Genomic DNA, 18,664 nt, shown 5'->3' on the forward strand with positions numbered 1-18,664 from the left:
CGCATGAGCGGCAAGGCTGATTGGGCGACCAAGGACTACTACGCGGAGCTCGGGGTCTCGAAGGACGCCAGTGCTGACGAGATCAAGAAGGCCTACCGGCGCCATGCGCGCGCCAACCATCCCGACTCCAACCCGGGCGACAACGCCAAGCACGAGAAGTTCAAGGCGGTCGCCGAGGCGTACGACGTGATCGGCGACGCCGAGAAGCGCAAGGAGTACGACCAGATCCGCAGCGCCCCGATGGGTGGCTTCGGCGGTGGCGGCTTCGACATGGGCGACCTCTTCCGCGACCGTGCCGGCGGCGGGGGTGGCGGCTTCAGCGACATGTTCGGCGACCTCTTCGGTGGAGGCCGCCAGCGGGCCGCACGCCCCAAGCGCGGCCCGGACGTGGAGAGCTCGGCCACGATCAGCTTCACCGACGCGATGGACGGGGTCACGATCAGCCTGCGGCTGACCTCGGACTCGCCGTGCGCGACCTGCTCGGGCACCGGCGGCAAGCCCGGCACCAAGCCACACATCTGCCCGGTCTGCGAGGGCGCCGGCATGGTCGCGGCGACCTCCGGCGGTGCGTTCACCCTCAACGAGACCTGCCCCTCGTGTGGCGGGCGCCAGCTCGTGTACGACGAGGCGTGCCCGACCTGCTTCGGCTCTGGCCGGGGCAACTCGGCGCGCACCATCCAGGCCCGGATCCCGGCCGGGGTCAAGGACGGCCAGCGGATCCGGCTGCGCGGCAAGGGCGGCAGCGGCGAGAACGGCGGTCCCAACGGCGATCTCTATGTCACGGTCAAGGTCACCGCGCACCGCATCTTCGGTCGCAAGGGCGACAACCTCACCCTGGACCTGCCGGTCTCCTTCGACGAGGCCGCGCTGGGGGCCGACATCAAGGTGCCCACGCTCGGTGGTGCACCGGTGACCCTCAAGATCCCGGCCGGCACGCCGAACGGCCGGACCTTCCGCGTGCGGGGCCGTGGTGCCAAGCGCAAGGACGGCACCAACGCCGACCTGCTGGTGACCATCGAAGTCCAGGTCCCTGCGGTGCTGGAACCGGCTGCCCGCGAGGCCGTCGAGGCCTATCGTGAGGCCATGAGCGGCAAGGCACTGCGCAGCAATCTCTTCACGGAGTCCTGAGCATGGTCACCCCGGATCCGAGCGCCGGCGTCTACGTGATCAGCGTGGCGGCGGAACTGGCGGGACTGCACCCGCAGACGCTGCGCACCTATGAGCGGATGGGCCTGATCTCCCCGGGCCGCACCGGTGGTGGCGGTCGTCGCTATTCGCCCCGGGATGTCGAACTGCTCCGGGTGATCGCCGAGCTGACCTCGCACGGCATCGGCATCGAAGGGGTGCGCCGCATCCTCGACCTGGAGAACCAGGTCGAGGCACTGCGCGCCCGCAACGCGGACCTCGTTGCCGAACTGGAGGACGTGCGCACGGCGATGCGGGAGCTGCTCGCGGTCACCCGGAGCGGCCCGGCCAATGCGACCGCGCCCCGGTTGCCTGCGCTCCGGGCACGCAGTGAGGGCGAGGTCGTGGTGTGGCGTCGCGGACGCTGACCGGACGCCGACGGCTGTAGACCGGTTTTACCGATTTTGTCCTGTGTAAAGTTCGGCCCATGAATGATCGCCAACCGGCCGGATCTGGTCGGGCGTTCCGGGACAAGGTGCAGGCCATGATGCGCACCTCGATCCTTGACGCGGCGTGGGCACGGGCGATCGAGTTGCCCTGGGCGCAGGTCCGGATCGCGGACGTGGCCGACGATGTCGGCATCTCCCGCCAGACGATCTACAACGAGTTCGGCACCAAGGATCAGCTCGGTGAGGCCGTCTTTGCCCGGGAACTGGACAAGTTCCTGGTGGAGATGGAGGCGCGGTTCCGTTCTGCCGACCGCTTCTCGGAATCGGTGCGCATCGCGCTCGACTGGATGGTGGAGGAGACCGCGGGCCATGCCTTGCTCGCCCGGATCGTCAACGATGCCCGCAACGGCTCCGACCAGAGCCTGGTCGCGCTGCTCACGGTCCGTTCGGAGGCGATCCTGCTGCCCGTGCGTGACCGGTTGGTGGAGATGGTCATGCTGCGCTGGCCCGAGGGCGACCGGGCAGCCGCCACGGTGGTCGCGGACCTGATGGTGCGGCTCGTGCTCGGCCTGGTTGTGACTCCGACGGATCTGGATCGTTCAGCAGTCGTGGACGCGATGGTCACCATGGCCATGCACGTCGACGTACGCAGTGACGGACCGGGTGGCGTGGGAGTCAAGGAAGGGTCGGGCAAGTGATCGATTCGATCGTGGGCGGCATCGAGTCCTACTTCAGCGACGTCAACTGGCTCGCATTCCTGACGATCCCGGTCTTCACCGCCGTCGTCGGCTGGCTGATCAACTGGACCGGCCTGATCATGCTCTTCAGCCCGGTCCACTTCCACGGCTTCAAGGTGCCTGGCATGGCCGAACTGAGCCGGATCGCGCCCCGCAAGGTGCAGGAGGTCCCCGGGTTCCTCCAGGGCGGGATCGGCTGGCAGGGCATCGTCCCGGCGCGGGCCGCGAAGATGGGCTCCATCGCCGTGGACAAGGCGATCGCCAAGCTGGGCACGCCGGCGGAGTTCTACCAGCAACTGGAGCCGGAGAAGATCGCCGAGCACATCGTCGCCGTCTTCGAGCCGGACATCCCCGACCTGGTCGACGAGGTGATGTGGCGCGAGAACCCGCAGTTGTGGCGCGACGTACCTCCCTTCGGGAAGCAAGCCGTCTATGACCGCGTCCAGGCCCAGTTGCCCGGCATCGTGCGGCGGATCACCACCGAGATCGGGATCCACATCGACCAGCTGCTCGACCCCAAGATCATGGTGATCGACCAGTTCTCCCGCGACCCTTCCCTGGTGGTCCGGATCTTCCGCGACTTCGGCAAGAAGGAACTGCGGATGATGGTGAACTTCGGCTTCATCTTCGGGTTCCTGCTCGGCATCCCGGTCGCCTTCGTCGACCACGCCTTCGGCAGCCCGTGGTGGACCCTGCCGTTCCTCGGCATCCTGGTCGGCTGGGTCACCAACGCGCTCGGCATGTGGCTGATCTTCGAGCCGCCGGAGAAGCAGAAGAAGTTCGGCATCACCTTCCAGGGCCTCTTCCCCCGCCGCCAGTCCGAGGCCGCCGAGGTCTATGCCCAGATCATCGCCGACGAGGTGATCACCCTGGAGAACATCGGCGACTTCCTCCTCGACGGCCCGCGCGGGGACCGAACCCGCCAGATGCTGGCCACTGCGATGGCGCCCGCGATCGACAAGGCCGCCGGTCCACTGCGCGGCGCGGTCAAGGTCGCCATGGGCAAGAAGGAGTACGCCGCGGTCACCGACGCCTTCGCCAACGAGGCGGTGGGCCGGACGATCACTCCGTTCAAGGATCCGGAGTTCTCCCGCCAGCAGTCCGACAAGATCCGGGAACTGGTCGGCAAGCGGACCAAGGAACTCCCGCCGCGCGACTTCGTCGAGATGATGCGGGCCGCGATCAAGGAGGACGAGTGGATGCTCTATGCCCATGGCGCGATCATGGGGTTCGGCGGCGGTCTCCTGCACTGGGCGATCTTCGTCGCGGCCGGGGTGCACTGATGAAGGAGCGGAACCGATGAGCCTGGAACGCCAGCCGGAGAACGAGGCCTCGCTGGCCCGGCTCGCCGCCGGAGCCGCCTGGCACACCACCGGATGGGCGGTCTCCACCGGCTTTGGCCTCGGCCGCCGGCTCGTCCGTGCCGCCTCCTCCCCGGAGCAGGCGGTCGAGTTCGCCTCCGACGTCGCCACTGCCGCACGGGTCTTGGTCAACGGCGTGGCCAGCGTGGCGATGAAGGCAGCCGACAACGGCACGGCGGAGGGCAGCCGGGAGGCCGAGTCGCAGCCGTTGCGCCGCTCCAATCCGCTCGCCGCCTCCGCGCAGCGCCCGGCCCGGGAGGCGCCGGAGAAGGCAGTTGACCTGCGCAAGCAGGGCGCAGAACTGCTGCAGCGCAGCCGCGACGTGTGGAACGAATCCAGTGCGCACCCGGCGTACGGACGGATCCTGACCGAACTGGCCCCTGACGAGGGCCGGATCCTGCTGCTGCTCATGCGCAGTGGCCCACAGGCCACCGTCGACGTCCGCACGGGTGGCCCGGTGGGCATGGTCAGCTCTGACCTGGTCGCCGCTGGTCTGAACATGATCGGCCCGCGGGCGGGACTGCGCTATGTCGATCAGGTGCCGTCCTACCTGAACAACCTCTTCCGCCTCGGGCTGATCTGGTACTCGAAGGAGCAGTTGAAGGACCCGCTGGAATATCAGGTGGTCGAGGCCCAACCGGACGTGCTCGAGGCCATGCACTCGGTGCGGTTCCCCAAGATGGTGCGCCGTTCGATCCACCTGACCCCGTTCGGCGAGGACTTCTGCCGCACCTGCCTGCTCGACGAGGACGAGGCCACCGCAGAGCATCCCGAGCACAACGCGCCCCAGGACCTGGACTGACGGGTTCCCGGAGGCAGGAAAAGTCAAAGTTGAGTGGAATGGACTCAACTTCTCGCGCGTTGAGATGAGTGACGACACACTGGGTGCCGTCATCCGCACGCGAAGGGGGCCCTGCCCATGAGCCAGTTCGGCGCCGACAAGTTCACCACCCGCAGCCGCGAGGCGATCGAGGCTGCCCAATTGCTCGCCACCACCAGTGGCCACACCCAGACCGAGCCGATCCACCTGCTGGTCGCGCTGCTGCGCGACGCCGAGGGCACCGCCCGCAACCTGGTCACCAAGGCGGGCGTCGATGCCGCCACCCTGACCGCCTCGGCCGAGGCGAGCCTTGGCCGGCTGCCCAGTGCCAGCGGCGCCACGGTGCAGCAGCCCGGAGCGTCGGCCGCGCTGACCCGCGTCCTCGCCGGCGCTATGGACCTCGCCACCGGGATGAAGGACGACTACGTCGCCACCGAACACCTGCTGATCAGCTTGGCCGGAGTGGAGAGCAGCGCCCGCACCGTCCTCACCGATGCCGGGCTCAGCGAGCCCGGGCTGCGCGAGGGGCTGATCGCGATCCGCGGCAACCGCCGCGTCACCAGCCAGGACGCCGAGTCGACGTACGAGTCGCTGGAGAAGTACTCCGTCGACCTGACCAAGGCGGCCGAGGAAGGCCGCCTGGACCCGGTGATCGGGCGCGACGCCGAGATCCGCCGCGTGGTCCAGGTGCTCAGCCGCCGCACCAAGAACAACCCGGTCCTGATCGGCGAGCCCGGCGTCGGCAAGACCGCCGTCGTCGAGGGTCTGGCCCAGCGGGTCGTCGCCGGCGACGTGCCCGACTCGCTCAAGGGCCGCCGGGTGCTCAGCCTCGACCTGGCCGCGATGGTCGCCGGGGCCAAGTATCGCGGCGAGTTCGAGGAACGACTCAAGGCCGTCCTGGAGGAGATCAAGGACGCCGGCGGCCAGGTGGTCACCTTCATCGACGAGTTGCACACCGTCGTCGGTGCTGGCGCCGGCGGCGAGGGCGCGATGGACGCCGGCAACATGCTCAAGCCGATGCTGGCCCGCGGCGAGCTGCACATGATCGGCGCCACCACGCTGGACGAATACCGCGAGAACATCGAGAAGGACCCGGCCCTGGAGCGCCGCTTCCAGCAGGTCTTCGTCGGCGAACCCAGCGTCGAGGACACCATCGGGATCCTGCGCGGCATCCAGGAGAAGTACGAGGCCCACCACGGGGTCCGGATCACCGACGCCGCCCTGGTCGCCGCCGCGACGCTCAGCGACCGCTACATCACCGGGCGCCAACTTCCCGACAAGGCGATCGACCTGATCGACGAGGCGTCGAGCCGGCTGCGGATGGAGCGCGAGTCCTCCCCGGAGGAGATCGACCAGCTGCGCCGCTCGGTGGACCGGCTCAAGATGGAGGAGTTCGCGCTCGCCAAGGAGAGCGACGAGGCCAGCAAGGAACGCCTCGACAAGCTCCGCGCCGAGCTCGCCGACCAGACCGAGGAACTCCGCGCGCTGGAGGCACGCTGGGAGGCCGAGAAGTCCTCGCTCGAGGGCGAGGGCGAGCTGCGCCGCCGCATCGACGCGGTCAAGGTGCAGGCCGACAAGCTGATGCGCGAGGGCAAGCTCGACGAGGCCAGCGAGATCCTCTACGGCCAGATCCCCGACCTCGAGCGGAAGCTGACCGAGTCGGTCGCCGCCGAGCAGGCCGAGGTCGAGCCGCTGGTCGGCGAACAGGTCGGGCCCGAGCAGATCGCCGACGTGGTCGAGGCGTGGACCGGGATCCCGACCGGGCGGATGCTGCAGGGGGAGACCTCGCGCCTGCTCGAAATGGAGGCCGAGATCGGCCAGCGGCTGATCGGCCAGGAGGCCGCGGTCAACGCGGTGAGTGACGCCGTACGCCGTTCGCGTGCCGGGGTCGCCGACCCCAACCGGCCCACCGGCTCCTTCCTCTTCCTCGGCCCCACCGGGACCGGGAAGACCGAGCTGGCCAAGTCGCTGGCCGACTTCCTCTTCGACGACGAGCGCGCCATGGTCCGCATCGACATGAGCGAGTACGCCGAGAAGCACTCGGTGGCCCGCCTGGTCGGTGCCCCTCCTGGTTACGTCGGCTATGACGAGGGCGGCCAGTTGACCGAGGCAGTCCGTCGCCGTCCCTACAGCGTGGTGCTGCTCGATGAGGTGGAGAAGGCGCACCCGGAGGTCTTCGACATTCTGTTGCAGGTCCTCGACGACGGTCGACTGACCGACGGGCAGGGCCGCACCGTGGACTTCCGCAACACCCTGTTGATCCTGACCAGCAACCTGGGCTCCACCTTCCTGGTCGACCCGCTGCTGGAACCGGGCGTGAAGCACGACTCCGTGATGGGCGTGGTCCGGAGCCACTTCAAGCCGGAGTTCCTCAACCGGCTCGACGAGATCGTGATGTTCGAGGCGCTCTCGAAGGAGGCACTGGCCCACATCGTCGACCTGCAACTGGCCCAGCTGGAGAAGCGGCTCGCGGTCCGCCGGATCGCGATCAACGTCTCCGACGAAGCCCGGGCATGGCTGGCCGAGAAGGGGTACGACCCGGCGTACGGCGCCCGTCCGTTGCGCCGGCTGGTCCAGACCGCGATCGGTGACCGGCTGGCGAAGTTGCTCATCGGTGGCGAGGTCGTCGACGGGGGTGCCGTGGCCATCACCCTCAACGAAGCCGGTGACGACCTGGATGTGGCCACCGCCTGAGGCGCGGCTGGGGTGGGCTGAGAGACTTGCGCGCATGAGTGATGCGAAGAAGTTGCCTCGCCCACCCCAGGTGACCCTGTCCGGCTGGGTGGCCATCGTCGGCTCCGTCTTCGTCGTCTTCAACGCCTTCTCGGTGGTCGCCAACCTGCGCTCGATCGAGAACCGTGAGCGGCTGAGCGAGACCCTGTCCCGGGACCCGTTGAAGAGCACCGGGATCACCCTGGAGCAGGCGCTGGAGGTCATGCACGTCTCGGCGCTGGTCAGTGGGGCCTGCGGCGCGGCGGCCGCGATCCTGGGGATCTTCGTGCTGCAGCGCCACCACCAGGCCCGGATCGCGCTCAGTGTGGTGGTCTTCCCGCTGGTCATTGCCGGGATGGTCACCGGCGACCTGCTCTCGCCGATGGTGGCGGTCTGCGCCGCGCTGCTGTGGACCAGGCCGGCCCGGGACTGGTTCAACGGCATCGCGCCGACGCCACCGGAGCGCCGTACGCCGCCCCCGCCCCGGCAGGAGCCCCCGCGCAGGGAGGCCCCGGATGTCCCGCCCACGCCACCGATCACCGGCGGGACCAGCGACGAGCCACGGCCCTACAGCGGCTTCGGCACCCCCAGCGGTGCGGTTGCCGACCCGGAGCGTCCCGCTGCCGAGGCCGGTCCGGCGCCGGCGTACCCCGGCCCGTACCCGTACGCCGCCCAACCGGCGCCGCGACCCGGCGACGTGCTGCGCGCCTGCCTGGCCACCTGGCTCACCAGCAGCATCGTGCTGGTCGGCTGCCTGGTCGCGGTGATCGGCTTCGCCACCTGGCCCGACGCGGTGCGCGAGATGGTCGAGTCCGAGCCGATGCTCGCCGAGGCCGGGCTCAGTGCGCACGACGTGCGCGTCGCCTCGATCGTGATGGCGATCCTCTTCGGCTTGTGGGCGCTGGGAGCGATGGGGCTGGCGATCTTCACCATGATGGGCCACAACTGGGCGCGGGTGCTGCTGATCTGCTCGGCCGCCTGTGCTGGCCTGCTCTGCCTGCTGATGGCACTCTCCGCTCCGATGGTCCTGGTCTTCGGCGCGGCTGCCGCCTACACGATCTATGCGTTGTCGGTGAAGCCGGTCGCGGCCTGGTTCCGGGAGCGCTCAGCCGCGCGCAAGGTCCGCTGAGGAGAGCCGGGAGAGCCCCTCGGCGATCACCTCGGTGTCCTTGCAGAACGCCCACCGGACCTTGTGCCGCCCCTCGACCTGGTCGTCATAGAACCCCTGCGCCGGGATCGCCACCACGCCGGCGCGCTCGGGCAATGCCTGGCAGAACTCGGCGGAGTCCTGCCACCCGAGTCCGGCCACGTCGGTGCACACGAAGTAGGTGCCCTCGGGCACCCGCACGTCCATCCCGAGTTCCGCCAGTCCCGCGCAGAGCAGGTCACGGTTGCCCCGCAGTTCCTCGCGCAGGCGGGCGTAGAAGCCGGACTCATGCCTCAGGGCGTGCGCGATCGCGGGCTGGAAGGCGCTGCCGGAGCAGAACGAGAGCCACTGCTTGGCGCCCATCAGGGCCGCGGTCAGGTCCCGCGGCCCGGTGGCCCAGCCGATCTTCCAGCCGGTCAAGGAGAACATCTTCCCCGCGCTGGACAGGGTCAGGGTCCGCTCCCGCATCCCGGGCAGGGTCGCCAGCGGCACGTGTACGGCGTCGTCGAAGGTGAGGTGCTCATAGACCTCGTCGGTGACCACCACCAGGTCGTGCTCGATCGCCACGTCGGCGATCGCCTGCAACTCGGCCCGGTCCAGCACGGTGCCGGTCGGGTTGTGCGGGGAGTTGATGAGCAACAGCTTGGTCCGGCCGGTGATCGCGGCCCGCAACTCGTCGGTGTCGAGCCGGAAGTCGGGCCCGCGCAGGGTGACCGCCCGTCGTACGCCGCCGGCGAAGGCGATCATCGCGGGGTAGGAGTCATACCAGGGCTCGAGGACGACCACCTCGTCGCCGGGGTCGACCAGGCCCAGGATCGCGGCCGCGATCGCCTCGGTGGCGCCGGTGGTCACCACCACCTCATGGCGCGGATCCAGTTCGATCCCGTAGTGGGCGTGCTGGTGAGCGGCGATCGCCTCGCGCAGCTCCAGGATGCCGGAGCCGGGCGCATACTGGTTCGCGCCCTGGTGCAGGGCCTGCGCGGCCCGTTCGATGACCGAGGCCGGCCCGTCCTGGTCCGGGAAGCCCTGGCCCAGGTTGATCGCCCCGGTGCGCATCGCGAGCGCGGACATCCGGGTGAAGATCGTGGGAGGGATCCCGTCGAGTCGACGGGCCTGTCGGTCGGTGGGCGCTGCCATGGGGCCGACCCTATGCTGTGGCAGGATTGCCGCATGGGTCGCTTCGATCGCCGCAGGGCCATCTGGTGGACGGGGCTGGGGCTCGTCGTCGCGGGCTTGGCCGTGCTCGGCTGGGTCGCCTGGCAGTTCTGGGGCACCAACTGGGTCTCGCAACGCACCCACGATCGGATCGTCGACCAGGTCGAGCAGGAGTGGAACAAGGAGATCGGGCCCACCGAGCGGGCGACCCGGGTCCATGTCCCCGAGGGCGAGGTGCTGGCCCTGGTCCGGATCCCGAGGTTCGGTGACGACTACGTGGTGCCGGTGCTGGCAGGTGTCGGGGACACCGCGCTCTCCTCGGGCTATGGCCACTTCAGCGACAGCGCCGAGCCCGGCGAGGTCGGCAACTTCGCGCTCGCCGCGCACCGGGTGACCCACGGGGAGCCGCTGCGCAACATGCCCTCGCTGAAGGTCGGCGACGAGATCATCATCGAGACCCGCGAGGCGACGTACACCTATCAGTTGACCACCGGCGGCAACGACCTGGAAGTCCCGTTCACGGCCGGGTGGGTGCTGGCCGACGTGCCCACCAACCCGCAGGCCGGCGGCGTCCAGCCAGTCCAGGAACCGGGCCAGAAACTGATCACGCTGACCACCTGCTCGGAGCTCTTCCACACCGACAACCGGTTGGTCGCCTTCGGGGAACTGATCGGGGAGCAGCCCCGCACCTGAGCACGCCGGGCAGGCTCAGGCGCTGTCCGACTCCCGGGCCCGCTCCCGGAGCCGGACCACGACGAACCAGACGAAGAGCGCCAGGATCACGGCCACCACCAGGTAGGACAGGATCCCGCTCCAGCGTTCCAGGACGGGCTTGATCGCCGGGCCGAACCCATAGCCGAGCCCGATCCAGATCCCGTTCCACACGCCGGTGCCGATCACGGTGTAGGTGGTGAAGGTGCCCAGCGGCATCCGCTCCACGCCGGCCGGCAGGGAGATGAAGGAACGGACCAGGGGGACGCAGCGTCCCAGCAGCACCGCCATCACGCCGTAACGCTGGAAGAACTCCTCGGACTTGTCGAAGTCCTCGTGCTTCATCAGCGGAATCGCGCCGATCAGTGCCCGGGTGCGGTCCCGGCCGATCGCGGCGCCGACGCCGTACCAGGCCCAGGCGCCGACCAGGCCGCCCAGGGTGGCAGCGGCCCAGGCGAGGGCGAAGTTCATCCGGCCCTCGTAGGCCAGGAACCCGGCGCCCGGCAGGACCGCCTCTGAGGGGATCGGGGGGAAGAAGGTCTCGATGAAGATTGCGATCCCGACGCCGAGCTCGCCCATCGACTCCATCAGGCCGATCACCCAACCGATGAAGCCGTCGTACCCCTCAGCGGGGTGCACCTCGCCGGCAGCCAGGGAGGAGAGGGTGGTCGGGGACATCAGGTCTCGCCTTCGGCAGGAGTCGGGGTTGGCGCCTCGGTGGACGCGGCGCGGTCCTCACGGCGGGAGCGGCGCCATTCGAGGAAGAGCGGGATCGCGAAGACGAGCAGGATCAGCATCATCGCGTAGTCGATGTTGTCGCCGAGCGACTCGAAGCGTCGGCCGAGGAAATAGCCCATCGAGGTGATGCTGGTGACCCAGCCCACCGCGCCGACGAAGCTCCACAGCCAGAAGCGGCGGCGCGCCATGCCGGTGGCCCCGGCGACCACGGTGATGAAGGTCCGCACGAAGGCCACGAACCGGCCCAGCACCAGCGCAGCGTTGCCGTGGCGGTCGAAGAAGTCGGAGGTCTGCTCGAAATGCTTGCGCTTGATGATCCGGCCGTTGCGCTGATAGAGCGGCGGGCCGACCTTGCGCCCGATCTCGTAGCCGACGGCATTGCCGGCGAACGCGGCGATGATCAGCAACAGGATCGCCACGCCCAGCTGGGCGAGCCCGGAGGCGTCGAAGATCTCGATCTGCCCGGTGGCAACGAAGAGGCCCAGGCTGAACAGCAGCGTGTCGCCTGGCAGGAACGGGAAGAGCAGCCCGCACTCGACGAAGACCACGACCAGACTGATCCAGAAGAGCGCCGGGCCGAAGATGTCGAGCCACCACTCCAGATCCATCCAGTCGATGCCGAAGAGGAGGGGCTCGAGGATCACGGGGACCACGGTATCCGCCCGCCCCGCAACACGCGCAGCCGACGTCATAGGCTCACGCGTGTGGAGGAGCCCGTCGAGCAGCGCGCGCCGTACGACCCGATGCCGCACGGGCCTGCCGAGGTCGGCCTCGGGCCGTGGGTCGGGGAGTGGCCGACCGGGGAGCAGTACGACCCCGAACTCCTCGAGCACGGTGACCGGCGCAACGTGGTGGACCGCTATCGCTACTGGACGATGGAGGCGATCGTCGCGGACCTGGACAGCCGCCGCCACGACTTCCATGTCGCCATCGAGAACTGGCAGCACGACTTCAACATCGGCACCATCGTGCGCACCGCGAATGCGTTCCTGGCCGCCGAGGTGCACATCGTCGGCAGGCGCCGCTGGAACCGCCGCGGAGCGATGGTGACCGACCGCTACCAGCACGTGCGTCACCACGAGGACGCGGCGTCACTGGCGGAATACCTCGGCCAACTCCGCGGCGGCGCGGGTGTCCGGCTGCTCGGCATCGACAACCTGCCCGGCTCCGCGCACCTGGAGACGATGACGGTTCCGCGCCACGTCTGCTTCCTCTTCGGGCAGGAGGGACCGGGGCTCTCCGACGGTGCCCGCGAGGCGTGTGACGGCACCTTCTCGATCGCCCAGTTCGGCTCCACCCGCTCGATCAACGCCTCTGCCGCGGCCGCGATCGCGATGCACACCTGGGTCCGGGAGTACGCCGATCTCTCCGGTGAGAGCGCCTGGCGGGGTTGACGCCGTTCGGTGTTCCGCCCGTCATCTCTTAGGCTAGTCGCGGATTGGGGGAGGACGCATGGGTCGAGGTGGTCTCGGGACGGTCGTACGGCGCCTCGTCCCCAGCCAGCGCAGCCGCACGGTCGGAGCCTTCACGGCGCTGACCGTGGCCCTGGCGACCCTTGCCTTCCTGCATGACGGCACCGAGGTTGCCGACGTCGAACTGCACGACGGCGGCGTCTGGGTGACCAACCGCAACCTGAACGGGATCCAGGTCGCGGCCCACCTCAACTATCCGTCGCGTCAGCTCGACGCGAACACCCCCTCGATCCCGGGGACGTTCCTGGACCTGAGCCAGGAGGCGAACGCGGTCGTGGTGACCGGCGACGGGCAGAGCCTGGGCAGCGTCGACACGATGACCTGGCTCCCGGACAGCACCCCGGCCCAGCTCCCCGACAGCGCCCACTTCAGCCAGGGCACCGACGTCGTCGCCGTCGCTGACCCCAACCAGGGCAAGGTCTGGGCAATCCCGGCCACCGAGGTCGCCTCCTTCAGCCCCGACACCACCGAGCCCGTCCTCACCGGTGCGATCGGCGTCCGTGTCGCGATCGGCAAGGACGACGTGGTGCACGCGGTGCTGCCCGACGGCACGTTGCGCGACGTACGCCGGACCGGCGGGGGGTGGCAGGTCGCCGACGCCGGGTCGGTCCCCGCCCTCACCGACGCCGAACTGCAGCAGGTGCAGGTCAGCGCCGTGGGCCGTCGGGGTGTGGTCCTCAACCCCACCGCGGGCTGGATCGCCTGGGACGGGAACCGGGTCGACTTGCCGCAGGCGCGCGACCTGGTGCTCCAGGAGTCCGGTGACGACATGGGGTCGATTGCCCTGGCCGGCCCGTCAGGCTTCGTCCAGGTGCCGATGGACGGCGGCGACCCGGTCACCATTGCCGCCCCGCCCGGCGGCACTCCGGTGGCACCGGTGACCGTCGGATCGTGTGCGTACGGCGCGTGGGTGGGCACCGGCGCCTACCTGCGCGAGTGCCGGGGCAGCGCCGACGACGTCGCGATGGACACCTATCCGCAGATGCAGGCGAACACCGAACTGGTCTTCCGCACCAACCGCGACGTCGTGGTCCTCAACGACCCCTCCAACGGTGACATCTTCCTGGTCAACGAGGAGATGGAGAAGATCGCCGACTGGACCGCGGTGATGGCCAACCTCAACCAGGAGCAGGAAGACCAGACCGACACCACCATCGCGATCTCCGAGCGCTCCGAGGAGAACACCCCGCCCGAGCCACGCGACGACGAGTTCGGCGTCCGTCCCGGGGCCACCGTCACCCTGCCCGTGCTGGGCAATGACCGCGACGCGGACGGCGACGTGCTGGTGGCCCGGCTCGCTGACAGCCAACTGGCTCGGGTGGGGACCCTGGAGCCGGTCCGTGACGGCCGGGCGGTGCGGCTCTCGGTCGACGGCGAGGCAACACCGGGGCGCAGCGCCACCTTCACCTACACCGCCGACGACGGCAGGCCCCAGGGCACTGCCGATGCCCAGGTCAGCATCACTGTCCGGCGCGACTCGGAGAACAGCCCGCCCCGGCTCCTGGCCCCCGAGCGGGAGAGTGCCCTGACCATCCAGGCGCGCGGCAGCGGCGAGCACCACATCCTGCAGGAGTGGGTGGATCCCGACGGCGATCCGTTCTGGGTCTCCGGGGTCGACTTCGGTGAGGGGCTGAGTGGCACCTATCGCCCCGATGGCCTGATCCAGGTCACCGACTCCGGGCGCAGTGACCTGCCGTCGGAGCGCATCGTGAAGGTGACCCTGACCGACGGCCGGGTCAACGGCAGCCGCACCGTCGACTTCCCGGTCACCGTGTTGCCCGTCGAGTCGCAGGCCAAGCCGGTGGCCAATGCCGACTTCGTCACCACCCTGGCCGCCACCGGCACCGAGGCGCACAGCGTGCTGGTCCGCCCCCTGGCCAACGACCACGACCCCAACGGGGACCAACTCTTCTTCTCCCTCGTCGGGCAGGTCCCCGAGGGCCTGCAGGTGACCACCAACCCGGACGACAGCCTCACCATCGTCGGCACCCGCCCCGGCAGCACGGACTATGTCGAATACTCGATCACCGACGGCAGTTCGACGGTGACCAGCGTGATCCGGGTCGACACCCTGGCGCCCGCCCAGGCCAGGCCGATCCCCGACGGTGACCTGGCCGTGCTCCCGCCCAACGGCGAGGTGCTGGTCGACGTCCTGGCCAACGACACCGACCCCCTCGGCGGTGTACTCGTGGTCGAGTCGGTCAATGTCGGCTCGGTCCATGAGGTCCGCGCCGAGGTGGTCGACCATGCCGCCCTGCGGATCACGGATGTGAACCTGCCCGAGGGGCGACCGGTGACCATCTCCTACCAGGTCGGCAACGGCGCCCAGTCCGGCACCGGCACGGTCACCGTCGTCCTGGACCCGTCCCGCACCCCCGGGGCCCCGGTGGCCGGGGACGACGCCGGCCAGGTGCGGGAGGGGGACGTGGTCACCGTGGACGTGTTGCGCAACGACGTCTCGCCCACCGACCTGGCCCTGGAGGTGCTGCCGCTGCCCGACGACGCGATCAGCATGGGCGAGGAACTGGGGATTGCCTGGGTCTCGGAGAACAAGGTCCGCTTCATGGCCACCGGCGGCGAGGGGCAGGTGCGGATCAACTACACGGTGCGGGACACGGAGTTGCGCACGCACAGCGCCAGCGTCCGGCTCACGGTCAACCCGTTGCAGGGAGCCAACCGGGCGCCCAGCCCGCAGGTGCTGACCGGACGACTGGTCCAGGGCGGTGAGGTGGTGATCCCGATCCCCGTCGCCGGCATCGACCCGGACGGTGACTCGGTCTCGATCGTCGGCCTGGACGTCGACCGGTTGCCCACCAAGGGGACGGTCAGCTTCGACGGCAACAACATCGTCTACCGGGCCGCCAACGGTGAGGCCAACCGCGGCACCGACCGGTTCCGCTACGTGGTCGAGGACCGCTTCAACCGGCAGGGCTTCGGCGAGGTCGAGGTCGGCATCGCCGCGCCCCCGACCAGCAACCTGCCACCCATCGCGGTGCTCGACGAACGCCGGGTCCGGCCGGACCGGCTGGTTGCGGTGCCGGTGGCGGCCAACGACATCGATCCCGAGGGTGGCGCGCTGACGCTGCTCGATGACGTGGAGCAGGTAGGTGGCCCCTCCGTCCACGCCGAGGTGGTCGACGGCCGTGTCCAGGTCCGTACGCCGGCCGAGGCCGGCACGGTGAGCCTGCGCTACCGGATCCGCGACGACCTCGGCGAGGAGGCCAGCGGCGACCTGGTCATCGACGTGGACCCCGACGCCCCGCTGCTGCCGCCGATCGCTCGCGACGACGTGTTGTCGGTGCCGGAGATCATCGGCCGTGATGAGGTCACCGTCGACGTGCTGCGCAACGACGAGGACCCGGATGGCGCCGTCTCCGAGCTCACCCCCGAGGTCTCCGTCCCCGGCGTCAGGGTCACCGACCACGGTGAGTTGGTGATCCCGGTCCGGGCCGAGCGCCAGGTGGTGCTCTATGCGCTCACCGACCCGGATGGCCAGACCGGGCGCGCCGTGGTGGTGGTGCCCGGCGACGAGACCCTGGCCGCCCAGCGGCCGGCGATCCGGCCGGATGCGCCGCTGCCGATCGAGGTCGACGCGGGCGGGTCGGTGCAGATCGACCTGGCCGACTATGTCGTGGTCCGCGACGGCCGCACCCCGACGCTGCCCTTCAGCGAGGGCGTCCATGCCGGCCCCGGCCACGACGGCTCGCAGTTGAAGACCGGGGATTCCCAGATCACCTTCGGCGCGGTGGACACCTTCCACGGGCCGAGCTCGGTGACCGCCATCGTCTCCGACGCCAGTGGCAGCGACGACGCGGCCGCCCTGACCAACACGATCAGCCTGCCGGTCTTCGTCAACGCCAGCGGCAACACCCAGCCCGACGTACGGGTCCCGTCGATCACCGTGGCCCCACAGGAGGCCTGGGTCGGCGATCTGGACCTGATCGCGACCGACCCCGACCCGGGGGACCAGGCGCGGCTCACCTTCGCCGCCGAGGAGGTGGAGGCAGGACTCGATGTCCGCATCGACGCCGGGGCACGCACGATCAGTGTCGAGCCGGCCAGCGGCGCCGAGCCGGGGCCCTACACCTTCGACCTGGTCGTCTCCGACGGCAGCACCGCGCCGGTACGACGTACCGCCGAGGTCTCCGTGGTCGCCTCCACCCGCGAGTTGCTCACCGTCCGCGACGTCGACCTCACCGTGGACGCGGCTGCGGAGCAGGTGATCGACCTCGCCGACTACGTCACCTTCAACCCGTTCGAGGCCGAGGGCGAACCGGTCCGGATGGTCGAACCGCCCCAGGTGGTCACCGGCACCGCCGACTCGGTCACCGTCGACGACCTGGTCGTCACCGTGGTGCCCGGTGCCGACTTCCACGGGACGCTGCGGCTCACCTACCTCCTCGCGGACGCGTCCGGCCTCCCCGACCGCCGGGTGCAGGGCCAGGTCAACCTCAACGTGCGCGGTTTCCCGGACGCACCGACCACCGTCACCACCGAGGCCGGCAACCAGCAGGTGCAGGTCGACTGGGCCGGTGCCGAGCCCAACGGTGCCCCGATCACCGGCTATCGGGTGGCCTGGACGAGCACCGGCGGCGACAGCGGCGAGGCGACGACCAGCGGTCCGCAGACGACGCACACCGCGCGCGGGTTGCGGAACGGGGACACCTACCGCTTCCAGGTCTTCGCGATCAACGAGGTTGGCGAGTCGCATGCGGCCTCGCCCTGGTCCCCGGAGACCGTCCCGGACTACGTGCCCGCGGCGCCGGCCGGCGTCGCCGTCTCCTTCGACGACGGTCGCCTGCACGTCACCTGGACCCAACCGGACTACGAGGGCACTCCCGTCGAGCGCTACGAGGTCTTCGTCAACGGGAGCATCATCGATGCCGGTGCCGACCTGTCCCAGGTGCTGCCCGACCTGGCCAACGGCACGCAGTACGAGGTGAAGGTGCGCGCCCTCAACCAGGCCGAGGCGGCGCCGTTCGGCACGCCCGGGGCCAGCGCCTGGTCGGCCAGCGTGATCGAGCACCCCAACGCGGAGCCGCGGGTCACCGGCATCAGCATCGTTGCCGATGCCCCCGACGCGGACCCGTCCGCACAGATCACCTGGACCGTCGATGACGGCGGTCACCAGGTGGCGGACTTCGAGGTACGTCGCGTCGGTGGCCAGGTCGTCTCGTGCGTCGGGCCCGCCACGGGCTCCACCTGCCGGGTCTCGCTCGCCGGCGCCGGGCGCGACCAGCAGTTCCAGGTCCGGGTCTTCAACCGGGCCAACGCCGACCCGGCCCGCGGCATCGACGGCTGGGGCGAGTGGTCAGCCCCGACCGCACAGGTGACCGGTGCCCTGACTCCCAAGGCGGTGAAGAACCTCAAGGCGTCGCCGACCGGCGGCTCCGGCACCGCCACGGTGAGCTTCGACTTCACCGCTGCCGAACTGCAGGGTGCGGACCGGGTCGAGTTCTACTCCAACCGGACCGGTGCCACCGTGGTCGGCACCGGGACCGGCCACCACACCTTCACCGTCACCGGCCTCACCAACGGCACCGACTCCACGGTGGAGGTCTGGGCCAAGACCTATGCCAACACCTCCGTCGGAGGTGGGTCCGCGGACTCCGCACGTGCCTCGACCAGCGTCAACACCTTCGCTCCGTGCACGGTGAGCGTGGGCAGCCCGTCGTCGGGCACCCTCTCCGTGACCTTCAACTGGAGGGTGGTCTCCCACGGACGCCAGTGCAAGCGCTCGGGGAACCACTCCTTCCCCACGGCCACCAGCGGCAGCGCGAACGGGACCTACAAGGTGGCGACGTCGCGGGAGGACCAGGCCGTCACCCTGACCCTCACCGTCGCCACCGTGACCGTGGCCGGCGACCCTGCGGTTGCCTCGAACAGCGCCTCGGCCAGCGGCCGCTCCGCCAAGCCCACCTTCGCCCACTACAACGCCGGCGCCGCGCCGTACGGCACCGGGAACTGCAACGCCGAGTGCTATTGGGTCGGTGTCGAGGCGTGGAACGTGGAGCCGGGGCGTTATGTCGAGTGCCCGGTCGTCTATTCGGGTGAGCACTATGACGGCCAGACGTTCTGGCACCCGTCGCAGGACCCGGCGGACGCCAACGGCCACCTGAAGGGCAGGCTGGCGAGCATCTGGGGCGGGGAGGGCGTGCCGGCGAGCGTCACCGGCGCCCCGCCGGGGGATGCCAGCGGATGCCGGGTAAAGCGATGAACCGAACAGCAAAGGAATCC

The 18,664-nt window shown here is 69.9% G+C and carries 13 protein-coding genes; 10 read left to right on the forward strand and 3 right to left on the reverse strand.

The window, feature by feature from the left end:
* Nucleotides 1-3 precede the first annotated feature (3 nt).
* The 7 genes from dnaJ (at nucleotide 4) to Q9R27_RS00110 (ending at nucleotide 8,333) form a co-directional block, all read left to right on the forward strand.
* Entirely contained in the window at nucleotides 4-1,128 is a 1,125-nt protein-coding gene (dnaJ, locus tag Q9R27_RS00080; RefSeq protein WP_311250280.1) for a molecular chaperone DnaJ, read from the forward strand.
* Between the two features lie 2 nt (nucleotides 1,129-1,130).
* Nucleotides 1,131-1,553, forward strand: coding sequence for a heat shock protein transcriptional repressor HspR (locus tag Q9R27_RS00085; RefSeq protein ID WP_311250281.1), 423 nt, complete (start codon nucleotides 1,131-1,133; stop codon nucleotides 1,551-1,553).
* Nucleotides 1,554-1,612: 59 nt separating this feature from the next.
* Nucleotides 1,613-2,272 carry a TetR family transcriptional regulator gene (locus tag Q9R27_RS00090; RefSeq protein ID WP_311250282.1) on the forward strand — a complete coding sequence of 220 codons (660 nt, stop codon included), beginning with the start codon at nucleotides 1,613-1,615 and terminating at the stop codon, nucleotides 2,270-2,272.
* Nucleotides 2,269-3,594, forward strand: a complete 1,326-nt coding sequence (locus Q9R27_RS00095) for a hypothetical protein (RefSeq protein ID WP_311250283.1) — start codon at nucleotides 2,269-2,271, stop codon at nucleotides 3,592-3,594. Before Q9R27_RS00090 ends, Q9R27_RS00095 begins: the two co-directional genes overlap by 4 nt.
* A 16-nt stretch (nucleotides 3,595-3,610) precedes the next feature.
* Entirely contained in the window at nucleotides 3,611-4,474 is an 864-nt protein-coding gene (locus Q9R27_RS00100; protein WP_311250284.1) for an Abi-alpha family protein, read from the forward strand.
* 117 nt (nucleotides 4,475-4,591) lie between these two features.
* Nucleotides 4,592-7,186 (forward strand): ATP-dependent chaperone ClpB, encoded by a 2,595-nt coding sequence (gene clpB / locus Q9R27_RS00105; protein ID WP_311250285.1) that lies wholly within the window; start codon nucleotides 4,592-4,594, stop codon nucleotides 7,184-7,186.
* A gap of 34 nt (nucleotides 7,187-7,220) precedes the next feature.
* On the forward strand, nucleotides 7,221-8,333 hold the full coding sequence (locus Q9R27_RS00110; RefSeq protein WP_311250286.1) for a hypothetical protein: 1,113 nt from the start codon (nucleotides 7,221-7,223) through the stop codon (nucleotides 8,331-8,333).
* Here Q9R27_RS00110 and Q9R27_RS00115 read toward each other — a convergent pair.
* Nucleotides 8,310-9,488, reverse strand: a complete 1,179-nt coding sequence (locus Q9R27_RS00115; protein WP_311250287.1) for a pyridoxal phosphate-dependent aminotransferase — start codon at nucleotides 9,486-9,488, stop codon at nucleotides 8,310-8,312. The two genes, Q9R27_RS00110 and Q9R27_RS00115, sit on opposite strands and share 24 nt — an antisense overlap.
* A 33-nt stretch (nucleotides 9,489-9,521) precedes the next feature.
* Here Q9R27_RS00115 and Q9R27_RS00120 point away from each other — a divergent pair, with 33 nt between their 5' ends.
* Nucleotides 9,522-10,199, forward strand: coding sequence for a class E sortase (locus tag Q9R27_RS00120; RefSeq protein ID WP_311250288.1), 678 nt, complete (start codon nucleotides 9,522-9,524; stop codon nucleotides 10,197-10,199).
* Between the two features lie 15 nt (nucleotides 10,200-10,214).
* On the opposite strand, the gene Q9R27_RS00125 is transcribed toward Q9R27_RS00120, so the two are convergent.
* Nucleotides 10,215-10,895, reverse strand: a complete 681-nt coding sequence (locus Q9R27_RS00125) for a DedA family protein (RefSeq protein WP_311250289.1) — start codon at nucleotides 10,893-10,895, stop codon at nucleotides 10,215-10,217.
* Complete coding sequence (locus tag Q9R27_RS00130) at nucleotides 10,895-11,599, reverse strand: DedA family protein (protein ID WP_311250290.1); 705 nt, start codon at nucleotides 11,597-11,599, stop codon at nucleotides 10,895-10,897. The genes Q9R27_RS00125 and Q9R27_RS00130 overlap by 1 nt, the downstream gene beginning before the upstream one ends.
* A gap of 99 nt (nucleotides 11,600-11,698) precedes the next feature.
* Here Q9R27_RS00130 and Q9R27_RS00135 point away from each other — a divergent pair, with 99 nt between their 5' ends.
* Together Q9R27_RS00135 and Q9R27_RS00140 are read left to right on the forward strand one after the other, a co-directional pair.
* Complete coding sequence (locus tag Q9R27_RS00135; protein WP_311250839.1) at nucleotides 11,699-12,349, forward strand: TrmH family RNA methyltransferase; 651 nt, start codon at nucleotides 11,699-11,701, stop codon at nucleotides 12,347-12,349.
* Between the two features lie 58 nt (nucleotides 12,350-12,407).
* On the forward strand, nucleotides 12,408-18,644 hold the full coding sequence (locus Q9R27_RS00140; RefSeq protein WP_311250291.1) for an Ig-like domain-containing protein: 6,237 nt from the start codon (nucleotides 12,408-12,410) through the stop codon (nucleotides 18,642-18,644).
* The last annotated feature ends 20 nt before the right edge of the window (nucleotides 18,645-18,664 follow it).

Origin of the sequence: Nocardioides sp. AE5, from assembly GCF_031844485.1 — a bacterium.
Lineage (GTDB): Bacteria > Actinomycetota > Actinomycetes > Propionibacteriales > Nocardioidaceae > Nocardioides.